This window comes from Mesobacillus subterraneus, from assembly GCF_000934845.1.
GTDB classification, from domain to species: Bacteria; Bacillota; Bacilli; order Bacillales; family Cytobacillaceae; genus Mesobacillus; species Mesobacillus stamsii.
Map to the genome: position 1 here is coordinate 43,803 of NZ_JXIQ01000025.1, position 9,616 is coordinate 53,418.

The window sequence follows — 9,616 nt, forward strand, 5'->3', positions numbered from 1 at the left end:
CTTTAATTGTGTTATGTTGTTATTTTTAGTATCATATAATTAAGAAAGGTCATACTATGTAAGAAAGGAGGCCTTCACATGAAAAAATTATCAACCGCTAAACTTGCTGAAACAGTAAAAGAAAAGCGAGAACAAAAAGAGTTAACTCAAGAAGAACTAAGCAACCTTACTGGCATCAACCGAGTCATGATTGGCCGCATAGAACGGGAAAATTTCATCCCATCAATTACTCAATTTGAAGCATTATCTAAGATTTTGGATTTCGAAATTACGGATATGTTTGTTGAAAAAAAGGAAACGAACTCATTTATTGCTTTGCGAAGTGAAGCGTTAAGTGAAGGAGAAAAAGAGGGTGTTGATCGGTTGTTCAAAATGATGCTCACTCTTAGACAGCAAATACTGTTAAGGAGAAAATTCGAAAATGAGTAATAGGATTGTACTTAACGAACTACAAATTGAAAATATTCGTAAACTAGCCAGGGATAAACGTCAAACCTTGGGCTTTGTAGGGGAAACTCCAATTGCTAATGATATTTTTACAATAATTGAAAACTTAGACATTAGACTGCTGGAGTACCCAATCAAATCAGAGGACGGGAATCCAGCTTTTTCGGCTGCACTCATGTATTCCGAAGAAGGTGGCGAAGAACTTGTTTTTATTGGTTTGAATACTGCCGATTATTTTGATAAACAGGTTTTTGCTCTTGCTCATGAGTTATATCATTTTTATACGAAAACTGGATCTCACTTGAGTCGGTTAGAAGATGAAGAACACAACTTAATTGAAGCACAGGCCAACCGATTTGCAGCGGAATTCTTGTTACCTGAAAGCATACTGGAAAGCATCGTTCTTATAGAATTCAAAACATCTTCGCTTCAAAAAGTGCAGACCAAGACCATACTTCGTTTCATTGCAAGGCTTCAATGTACATGGTGGCTACCCTATCGTTCATTGGTTAAGAGATTAAAGGAGATCAATGCAATTTCAGAGGAACAGTATACTGAACTTTATGCTGCTGACGAACGTAATCTTAATAGTGAATATGGTCGATTAGGCCAAGCCATTAACAAAGATATCTTTTCTAAGCTTAACACTACTACTTCAACAACCGGTATTTCTCCAAAAGACATCGAGGTCATTATTCGTAACTTTGAAGATAATATTATAGATGAAGATAAATTCACTGAGACATTAAACTTGTTTCATAAAAACCCTGATGACTTCGGATATGAGTTTACAATTTTGGATGAAGATATGGATGAATTTGAAGCCTTCTTTAAAGAGAGACAATGAAAGTTAACGTAACTTCCTCTAACCCTGGTTTAAAAAGTATCTTTAAGCATCCTGATCAAATTATAACAATGGATGCTAATTTTCTTATTTCTCCAGATAGAAGTAAACACGCAAAATATTGTTTTGGTTTCCCTAAATTTAAAGAAGTGTGGCTAGACCCAATCTTTGTGGCATTCCCTAACTTAGCGATACACGAGGCCGTCTATGATGAGTTGGTTATACCGTCCGTTCAGTCTTATATTGATAGTCAAATTAATAGTACTCCACGTCGCCTAGTTGTTCATCAAGATGAGGCTTTAACTCCTGAAGAAAAAGTGTTAAGAGATTCCATTGAAGAGAAAATCTTTCCATTAACCAAGTATGAGCCACTACTAGATAATAAAGAGGATTGTGGTGAAGTGAAGTCCCTAGCTTTCATTGCGGTAAAAGAATTACTGTACTTTGCTGCTAATGATTCGAATGCTATTCAATTGGTTGAAAAGGCTGAAGAGTGGACTACGGGACTAGATAATGTACAAGCTATCAAAATGTATGAACTTATTTATTATTTATACAAAATGGATTTCGGTGATAGACAATCTTTGAGAATACTTTACAAATATCAATATTATCTAACACCTTATGAAAAAAAGAATAATCCAGAATGGGGACAATTTGTTGAGGGAATGGATATCCTATATCCCTCTATTTTGAATGAAGATTAACGAACCCACCAAGAAACCACCCGAAACCTAGATGCTAACTCGGTGGGTTGCTAGTTTTCCGCTATTTTTTCTTCTTCCTTCTCGGCCGTTTCACCTTCAATTTGTACGAGAGTTTGTCTTCTAGATAACACTCCCATTCAATACCCGTGCTAAGTTTATAAACAATCCGACTATATCGCGGTAAATGGTTCCACCTTCTACAAGTCATTCAAAAATATCAGCTCTGAAGGCGATGAGGTGCTTCAGTGGATCAAACTCTGGCATGTCCTTTAATTCATTACTTAGCCACTCCAGTTCAGTAAGATACTTTGCAGCCTTTTCCTGTCGCTCCTCAAACGCATAAAGCTGATTTTTCAACTTCACAATCTCATTCGTTAAGTACGACCCGCTTTGTATCTTGTCCAGCTTGATTAAGCTCTTCATCTACCGCTTCATATAATTCTTGATTGAGTTGCTCCATCATTATTTCTATTTCTTCGATCTTGGTTTGTTCTCGCTTGGTTAAGTCTGTCCTTGCTGCTGAAGCTTCCACTTCAAATTGAAAACGATCATACTATACTATTTGTAAAAAAATGGTGGGACAAGGTACCTGTCCCTCCGTCCCTTCCTGTAATTCTTAGAGTGAATAATGTATAATAAGGCTAAATAAATGAAAGTAGGGGATGTTAATGGAGCCTATAAGAATTGAACATGATGACATAAAAAAAGCAATTGAATCTGGTCATTCTTACATCCAAGTTGGGAAAAGAAAATTTTTATTGATGGAAGTAGAGGCTATTGGTGACGATGTTTGTTATGAAGTTACTGATCCGGAAGAAGAAATGCAATTAAGAGCTGCTATAGATCAAGATAACCCAATTCTATCAGATGAAGAAATAAATAAAATGTTAAAGAGTTAAAACATGAAAATATTATGGAGAAAATCAGCAATTACTTCATTATTAGAATTAGATCGTTGGAGAGGTAGTATTGAATTGCCTCCAATTGCACCGTACTTAAAAGACACCATTCACCAGTATTTCGCAAACCAGGATTTCACAATACATATTCCTGGCCGGCACATTCTCATTCAAAAAATGCCGGTAGACCTACGAATGGTTCTAGTTTTTATTGGAAAATCAGATCCTTACAAAGTCTTTTACAGAATAACAACAAGTCAAATTGAAATATTTTTAATTCGCCACCCACATCAAAATTCAACTAGCATGATGATCCTCCCCATCTTCTTCTATTACTTTCAGTTCCCTCCTCATCAAACCTTACGTGAGCTTTCGTTGAGGTTATGAAGGCATATCTGCCGATTCCACTTTTCAAAGATCCTGTTATTACCACCAATTGGCAGCATATTTTTCCAACAATAACGGAAAACAATGGCACGATCTCCCACATCAAAGTCCAAGTGATGACTCTTAATTCTTGAAAAACTGTTCAATTTTCACTTGACGGTTACACTCCCTGTCTTCCTGCCTCATGTATGTAGTAACTACCGTACTTAAAATTGCTGTAAAAAAATGGTGGGACGAAACCTGTTCCTGTGTCCCTCACATTGGGCCGTAAACAGTAAAGAAGCGAAATCCTGTAGATGAATCTTGTACACCCCATACCAGTTGTAAAAAATGGTGGGACAAGGAAGCTGTCCCTGCGGACCTTCATATTATCAAGATTTTAAAGTCGAAATAAGTTAGGAATGAAACTAATGACGAAAACACGAATTATAAATGCTATTGGGCTGATATTTATAATTTTTCTGGGAATTGTTAAGATATTCTTTTCGGAACAATTTTCATTAATAACTACTGGTTTTGGCGGATGGTCTGTGTTATTCTTGGACTTGTTTTAGCATTTTATAAGCCAAGATTACAAAAATAGCCTACTTAATAAGTTTGACTCTAGCCCTTTGAGAAGTTCAAGGGTTTTTTTTATTAGAATTTGTTAAATCTAGCATTACAAGAAAACAAAAGCAGTTTGACACGAAATCAACTGCTTCTTCTATTATGTATCACACTCTCAAGACTTCACTCAGGAACTATATGTCAAAACTAAATCAATGGAGCATCTGCTCATGCAAATCGAGCGCTATGCAGACGGCAATCTTTCCACAAGCAAAGGCTCCATCCACACAATGAACGTCGCCTCCATCTTCGCTAGAGAAGTGGAACCCAGCCAAATCCCTTTAAAGAAAAATCAATTCGCAACAATAAATGAAAATAAATCCTACAGCACAAAAGACTTAGAATAACCCGATCACAAAAAATCCGCCAAGATACATTATCCAGGCGGATTTTTGTTTATTCATTCTCACACTCACACCACCCGACACCCACACCCCACGACTCCATGCCCCATGCATGTAACCACCATACCAGTTGTAAAAAAATGGTGGGACAAGGTACCTGTCCCTGTGTCCCTTTACACTTGAATATTTTTATTTTCCTAACTCCAGCAAATCCTCTAAAGGCTCATAACCTTTATCATTGAAAACGTACTTCTGCACTTCACCATTGATGGTGGCAGTGATCAGCCCCATCACCTGACCTGGATTCTTCTGAAAGGTCATGGGTAGCTCACCAAATAACTCGGACCCGAAGGATGATTCAATGAAGTCCAGTTTATTAAGATGAATTGTCCTGATGAAGTTCAAGATGTTAAACTTGATCTGTTCTTCGAGACTCAAGTCTACTGCTTTCAGCATTTTCTTTACTTCTATTTCTGAATACTTCAATTGGCCATCCTCTTTCATTTCACTTCCTATACTTATCCTCGATCACTTTGTAGTTCTCATGATTAATCTTGTCCCACTCGGTTTTCTTGTAATCAAGACCTTTGAGTCTGGCATTAATCCATTCAGGATTGTACTCTCTGAAATTCCAATCCTCAACCCAAGCCTTCATGTCACCATGCTCTGGATGCTTTGGATCCCTGTAGGCTTCTAGAAATTCATAAAACCCATGAATCCCGCCGACATCTTCTGGCGGTGCTGTCTCAGCTCCATCAAGTAGAGTTGGGTATCCGAAGTAATAATCATCAACGATTTCTTCAAGTTTAATGGTAAACCGCCAGTCATCCCCAAAGTCATAGTTGTATCGGATTTCTTTATACTTTTCCAGGTAATCATCAATCTTCAGTCCAGTAGGCTTTCTGACCTCAATCTTTAATCGCTCCTGGTGGTTCTGTTCAAACTGAAGCATATTGGCAGGCATTGATTTCAGCCGATCTTCATAATACTTTTTATTCTTTATGTAGTGCTGGTGTTCCATGTATGCTTCTTCATTATCTGTGACGATTCTATTCTCTTCCGGTAGATCAAACTCATACAGATGATAACCACCTCCAGGATAACCACTCTGAAAGTTGCTCACATTTTGGATAATATCATGAAGCCTTCTATATGTAGCCCCTGCTGGCATTATAACTCTTCTCCAAATCAATGGACTTGATTCTTCTAGTTCTATTTTGATTATATATGATTTCATTTACTGAGCACCTCCATTTAAGCTTTGAGAATGAGCACCACTCGCAGCGAGCATATGCTTTGACCTATTTTCCCACCCACTCTGAATAATTGTTTTCTCGTCTTTATTTAACAACTTCTTTTATTTCTCTACTAGCACTTGATATTCATTTACCATATTCTCTACCTATGAACTTCTTTTAGTCCTCTTTATATTAGAGTACAGTGAAGAATAAAAATCCAAACTCCCATCAGTTAAGTAAATTTCCCTAGTTAAATACTCTAGTAGTTCTTTCACATTAGATGAAATTTCTAATACATACATAAATTGCTACAAACTACGAAATAAAGTGTCAAAAAAGATTGTACGAGCATCTTTTTTATCTTCAGGTCTAAGTTCATCTGCTAATTGAGCAATTTTATCTCTTAGCTTATTTAATTTATCTAAACTCTTTTCTTTTGTTGGATCTGTTGCATGATATGTAGCAAAGATTAAACTTTCCAATAATTGAGCACTAATCGTTTTGTTTGTTAGAAATCCCTATTCTGGAAGGCACATACTAATCGAAACTATCCTGCGTCCTTTCCATTCTAACGTCGTGTATGGAGAACTTTCTTTCTCTTCCTGATATAACTTCATGAAGTTATTCTTTTGTAAGTAAACTCTATGACGGAGTATTTGTTTTTGTGCATTTAACATTCCGTCACCTAGACTGCGTAAAACTTCCACGTCATCACCTAATTGAAATTCATCTGGAAGTGACCGTTTTTTAATTTCCAAAAATACTTTTCCCTTTCCTGTTTCTAACACAACATCACATTGTCCTTTTTCTTCCGGATTAGTTATTGAATAGTGCCCAATTTTATATGGAATGTTCTTAGCATTTAAGCTATCTTTTACATGATCTTCAATGGAGTCTCCCAAGTTTCTATCCAGATTTGAAACTTTAGCGTCTTTAAGTATTTGATGTATAACTCTACAAAAAGAATAGCCGCAAAAATGAGATGATATCATAAAGTATGTGTCTTCCCTTATTTTTACTAAGGGTTTATCAAAGAGATTTGCAGGTGTCAAGATTTGGGCATATTCTTTATTGGGGACACAGGGACAGGTTCCTTGTCCCTGTGTCCCTCTGAATAACCCGATCACAAAAAATCCGCCAAGACACATTGCACAGTGATAATCATGGAAACATTTCTTGAATTCTTGCGTGAAGTTCTGAAGGAAGTAGTGCGTGAAATAAGCGCCTATTTCTTTCGGAAAAGCATTCTAGATCTAAAACACAAGAAAACCACCCCGCGCCGTCGCAAGCATAGGGGTGGTTCTCAACATAAATAAAACCGCTTCTTCGCTGTTTATATTCAGCTGCACCTTTTATTCTACCATATTCTTATACCCTACTACTCTACAATCTTCAACAAAATCCCGAAAATGACAGTGGATTGCGCCACCCTAGACACAAAAAATACTCTGCGCCAATTCCTCAGAGCTTTTCCAAAAAATCTCAGATTCGAAACATACTTTTCGAGTTTTCTATTCTACAAATCTCGACAAATTTCGGGAAGTGACAGGCACCCTTCTTTATGCCCCTTGAATGCGACCACCACAACATACCAATTGTAAAAAAATGGTGGGACAGGGAACCTGTCCCTGTGTCCCTCCCCCGCACAAAAAAGAACCCTGTATTTTAACGGGTTCGGTCTCAAAACACTAATTACACATATAAGTCTAATGCTATTGATAAAATAATTAAAAAAGAACCTGGAATGTTCCAAGCTCTGTTATCTAATGGTATCTATTAAAATCTTAGATAGGCTAATATTTTTTGGTTATTATTAATTTGAAGAATTTTAAATTCATTTTTCAAATAAAAATCATTTAAATATGGATTATCATCATATTCTACACACACTATTCGTAAACCTAATAAATCGTATATAAGTTCACAGTTCTCTAATGCAAAACCTAAGATAACATCCCCGCTAATTTCACCCTTATAACTATCGGATCTTCCTAGCTGGGCTATTAAAATCGAATTAAATACTTTAGCACTTTTATTTCCGGCTAATTTCCTTCTTGATTCATTTGAAACTTCGTCTGTAATTTCAAAAGGTTTTGCTAAAAGAGTAAAATAACCAATTATTTCATCATTATTTTCATCATCCACCACTAGACTAGTACGAGTTAAAGCTCTTTTTTCATTTGGAATTGCATTAAAGTGTAGAAATGTTTCCACATCTTTGTTCTTTATGCTTCGGAAAAATGATAAGTATAGATAAATATCAGCCTCTTCTTGAGTTGCCTCAATTAAGCTTGATAAACTAACTATTTGCATTTTCTAGAATTTAATATTCTTGCTGCATTAGCAATTCTTTCTGATTTATTAAGCTTTATATCATTAAATACATTTGCATGTCTAATTTTAGTGCGTGGAGACGATATAATTTTTTTAGATGCTTCTTCATCTAGAGTAAATCGTTGAAAAATTGTTTCCGTAGCCATTTCAACATCCTCCTTATCGCACATACTATCACCCCAATTTGAAAAGTAGTAGTTAGTATATGCATTCCTTGATAAAATTATACCACCTTATTATAAATAATTCCACAGTAGATGTGTCATGAAAACTTAGACAATTCGTCATATATTTAAAAAGGAAATTTTACTGTATTCGGTTCAAATAGTTACATTAACAAGGTATCCATTTAAAATGTAGTGTTGGTAATTTTATTGTTAACTTTCAGAGTGCCTCGTACTATATCCCCACCGGAATCACATCATCAATCGATAGATCCTCCATGGGTTTGGCCATTCCAGTAAATTGTTTGTAGCATTCCCATAAATCCATCAAATACCCAAGCGGCAAAAGCCATGCTTCCTCTTCCTGACGATGTAGATGAACCGTGCCATAATAAAGTAGTCGGATAAACAGCTCGTCATCGCTTACCCGACTTCCTCGTTTTTTGAGGGCTCACTCTCAATATGCCGTTTAGTTCCTTTCTTCATGCTGGCCATAATGGCGTTTTTGTACTCTGCCAATTCAAAAGGTGTGGTCAATAGTTCAATCTCTTCTTCTGACAGCAGCTCTTTCTTCGCATCCTTATTTCTCAGATTATGAATCAGAATCGATTGGTTAGACAACAGCGTAATCAACCATACGATCTCATCTAAAGCAAGTTCAAAATCCTTCGTGTTCATCAGTTTATTTCCAAGATTCTCAAGACCACCATAGCGCTTAGCAATTTCCTTCGTTGCCTTCGTAGTCAAAATTAACCTGTATTCCTCGCCACCTATTTCAATGACAGCACTTCTTTCATTCGCAGCAGTATCTATCTCCAAAGGTGTACCCTCTATTTTTTCATTTCCCACTTTTCATCCATCCTTCCTATTTTTACGATACATTTACCGTAGCCACAGTGGTTGTGACGTCAGTGGCACCAGTTGAGCTCAATACACAGTAATAATAGTAGGTTCCAGCAATAATGTCAGTCTGGATATCAAAGCTTGCAGACGATTCTCCATTGATAACTGTTCCTCCGCTTGCACTATCGATGGTGTTTTCATACCATTGGTAAGTTATTGGATTGCTCGTGTTGATACTTGCTACCACAGACAAGCTGCCGGAAATACTACCTGCCATTACATCTGTTAAAGGGCTGATTTTCAATGGTGATCACCGGTTCGACTGGTGTAAAATTAGGTTCATAAACTGTGCTGAACCAATCCGTAATGGTTAAAGTCGCAACGCCAGTATCTCCTTCAGTCACCTCTGCCTTCCATGGATGTTTACTTTCAGCATCTAGCTTGTTTCGTCTAAAGACGGTTCCTTCTATGGTTGGACTACTAAAGGTAATCGAGTCACCTTTGGTAGCTAGCCCAAGTTTCGCCAAAATTGCTTAGAAATCCCGCCGCGACGGGATTTCTAAGCAATCTTGGTCGCTACAACCTTTTTCCGACAATTCTGTGATCCCTTCTCAACGGATCTTTCACTCCTAGTTTTTTATAAACTTCATTATGGGTGGTTTCCGGATTCCCGGAAACTCTTATGTGATGAATTTGTTCCTCTTCATCGGTTAGTATTATGGTAGATCTTTGGTGAGTGGAGAGCTGTTCTTTGATGGTAGACCAGCCTCGATGATCCCCGGTTTCTCGTAGTTGGTGTTCAA

The 9,616-nt window shown here is 37.0% G+C and carries 16 protein-coding genes and 1 pseudogene; 6 read left to right on the plus strand and 11 right to left on the minus strand.

What is annotated here, in order from left to right; translation table 11 throughout:
* The first annotated feature begins 78 nt into the window (after positions 1–78).
* From UB32_RS04640 to UB32_RS04650, 3 genes are read left to right on the plus strand one after another with little or no spacing between them, the layout of a single operon-like run.
* Entirely contained in the window at positions 79–429 is a 351-nt protein-coding gene (locus UB32_RS04640) for a helix-turn-helix transcriptional regulator (protein ID WP_044391616.1), read from the plus strand.
* Positions 422–1,294, plus strand: coding sequence for an ImmA/IrrE family metallo-endopeptidase (locus UB32_RS04645; protein ID WP_044391618.1), 873 nt, complete (start codon positions 422–424; stop codon positions 1,292–1,294). The genes UB32_RS04640 and UB32_RS04645 overlap by 8 nt, the downstream gene beginning before the upstream one ends.
* Positions 1,291–1,998, plus strand: a complete 708-nt coding sequence (locus UB32_RS04650; protein ID WP_044391620.1) for a hypothetical protein — start codon at positions 1,291–1,293, stop codon at positions 1,996–1,998. Before UB32_RS04645 ends, UB32_RS04650 begins: the two co-directional genes overlap by 4 nt.
* 204 nt (positions 1,999–2,202) lie before the next feature.
* On the opposite strand, the gene UB32_RS04655 is transcribed toward UB32_RS04650, so the two are convergent.
* Positions 2,203–2,421 (minus strand): hypothetical protein, encoded by a 219-nt coding sequence (locus UB32_RS04655; protein ID WP_044391622.1) that lies wholly within the window; start codon positions 2,419–2,421, stop codon positions 2,203–2,205.
* Positions 2,422–2,666: 245 nt separating this feature from the next.
* Here UB32_RS04655 and UB32_RS04660 point away from each other — a divergent pair, with 245 nt between their 5' ends.
* The 3 genes from UB32_RS04660 (at position 2,667) to UB32_RS19980 (ending at position 4,237) form a co-directional block, all read left to right on the plus strand.
* Complete coding sequence (locus UB32_RS04660) at positions 2,667–2,897, plus strand: hypothetical protein (protein ID WP_044391623.1); 231 nt, start codon at positions 2,667–2,669, stop codon at positions 2,895–2,897.
* A 3-nt stretch (positions 2,898–2,900) separates the two neighbouring features.
* Positions 2,901–3,284 (plus strand): hypothetical protein, encoded by a 384-nt coding sequence (locus tag UB32_RS04665; protein ID WP_044391625.1) that lies wholly within the window; start codon positions 2,901–2,903, stop codon positions 3,282–3,284.
* A 776-nt stretch (positions 3,285–4,060) separates the two neighbouring features.
* Complete coding sequence (locus tag UB32_RS19980; RefSeq protein WP_157841611.1) at positions 4,061–4,237, plus strand: hypothetical protein; 177 nt, start codon at positions 4,061–4,063, stop codon at positions 4,235–4,237.
* Between the two features lie 186 nt (positions 4,238–4,423).
* Here the strand turns inward: UB32_RS19980 and UB32_RS04670 are convergent, their stop codons facing one another.
* From UB32_RS04670 to UB32_RS20260, 10 genes and pseudogenes are all read right to left on the minus strand, one after another.
* Entirely contained in the window at positions 4,424–4,738 is a 315-nt protein-coding gene (locus UB32_RS04670) for a hypothetical protein (protein WP_044391626.1), read from the minus strand.
* Position 4,739: 1 nt separating this feature from the next.
* Positions 4,740–5,471 (minus strand): plasmid pRiA4b ORF-3 family protein, encoded by a 732-nt coding sequence (locus UB32_RS04675; protein WP_044391628.1) that lies wholly within the window; start codon positions 5,469–5,471, stop codon positions 4,740–4,742.
* Positions 5,472–5,780: 309 nt separating this feature from the next.
* Complete coding sequence (locus tag UB32_RS19985; protein WP_157841612.1) at positions 5,781–5,954, minus strand: hypothetical protein; 174 nt, start codon at positions 5,952–5,954, stop codon at positions 5,781–5,783.
* Positions 5,955–5,990: 36 nt separating this feature from the next.
* The gene (locus UB32_RS04680) at positions 5,991–6,599 is read right to left on the minus strand and encodes a hypothetical protein (protein ID WP_044391629.1); all 609 of its coding nucleotides are present in this window, start codon (positions 6,597–6,599) and stop codon (positions 5,991–5,993) included.
* A gap of 649 nt (positions 6,600–7,248) precedes the next feature.
* On the minus strand, positions 7,249–7,785 hold the full coding sequence (locus tag UB32_RS04685; protein ID WP_052806952.1) for a hypothetical protein: 537 nt from the start codon (positions 7,783–7,785) through the stop codon (positions 7,249–7,251).
* A complete protein-coding gene (locus tag UB32_RS19990) occupies positions 7,776–7,952 on the minus strand; it encodes a hypothetical protein (RefSeq protein WP_157841613.1) in 177 nt (58 codons plus the stop codon). The genes UB32_RS04685 and UB32_RS19990 overlap by 10 nt, the downstream gene beginning before the upstream one ends.
* A gap of 441 nt (positions 7,953–8,393) precedes the next feature.
* Positions 8,394–8,819 carry a hypothetical protein gene (locus UB32_RS04690; protein WP_241768419.1) on the minus strand — a complete coding sequence of 142 codons (426 nt, stop codon included), beginning with the start codon at positions 8,817–8,819 and terminating at the stop codon, positions 8,394–8,396.
* Between the two features lie 22 nt (positions 8,820–8,841).
* Positions 8,842–9,117, minus strand: a complete 276-nt coding sequence (locus tag UB32_RS19770) for a hypothetical protein (RefSeq protein ID WP_044391630.1) — start codon at positions 9,115–9,117, stop codon at positions 8,842–8,844.
* Complete coding sequence (locus UB32_RS19310) at positions 9,080–9,340, minus strand: hypothetical protein (RefSeq protein ID WP_241768420.1); 261 nt, start codon at positions 9,338–9,340, stop codon at positions 9,080–9,082. Before UB32_RS19310 ends, UB32_RS19770 begins: the two co-directional genes overlap by 38 nt.
* Positions 9,341–9,389: 49 nt before the next feature.
* Positions 9,390–9,616, minus strand: a pseudogene (locus tag UB32_RS20260) (IS1634 family transposase); the annotation flags it as partial.

What these genes read in the sequence shown, in the direction of transcription:
- UB32_RS19990 (WP_157841613.1), bottom strand. Translation starts at nt 7,952, where the DNA reads ATGGCTACGGAAACAATTTTTCAACGATTTACTCTAGATGAAGAAGCA.
- UB32_RS04685 (WP_052806952.1), bottom strand. Translation starts at nt 7,785, where the DNA reads ATGCAAATAGTTAGTTTATCAAGCTTAATTGAGGCAACTCAAGAAGAG.
- UB32_RS19980 (WP_157841611.1), top strand. Translation starts at nt 4,061, where the DNA reads ATGCAAATCGAGCGCTATGCAGACGGCAATCTTTCCACAAGCAAAGGC.
- UB32_RS04650 (WP_044391620.1), top strand. Translation starts at nt 1,291, where the DNA reads ATGAAAGTTAACGTAACTTCCTCTAACCCTGGTTTAAAAAGTATCTTT.
- UB32_RS04675 (WP_044391628.1), bottom strand. Translation starts at nt 5,471, where the DNA reads ATGAAATCATATATAATCAAAATAGAACTAGAAGAATCAAGTCCATTG.
- UB32_RS04665 (WP_044391625.1), top strand. Translation starts at nt 2,901, where the DNA reads ATGAAAATATTATGGAGAAAATCAGCAATTACTTCATTATTAGAATTA.
- UB32_RS04645 (WP_044391618.1), top strand. Translation starts at nt 422, where the DNA reads ATGAGTAATAGGATTGTACTTAACGAACTACAAATTGAAAATATTCGT.
- UB32_RS04660 (WP_044391623.1), top strand. Translation starts at nt 2,667, where the DNA reads ATGGAGCCTATAAGAATTGAACATGATGACATAAAAAAAGCAATTGAA.
- UB32_RS04670 (WP_044391626.1), bottom strand. Translation starts at nt 4,738, where the DNA reads ATGAAAGAGGATGGCCAATTGAAGTATTCAGAAATAGAAGTAAAGAAA.
- UB32_RS04655 (WP_044391622.1), bottom strand. Translation starts at nt 2,421, where the DNA reads ATGAAGAGCTTAATCAAGCTGGACAAGATACAAAGCGGGTCGTACTTA.
- UB32_RS04640 (WP_044391616.1), top strand. Translation starts at nt 79, where the DNA reads ATGAAAAAATTATCAACCGCTAAACTTGCTGAAACAGTAAAAGAAAAG.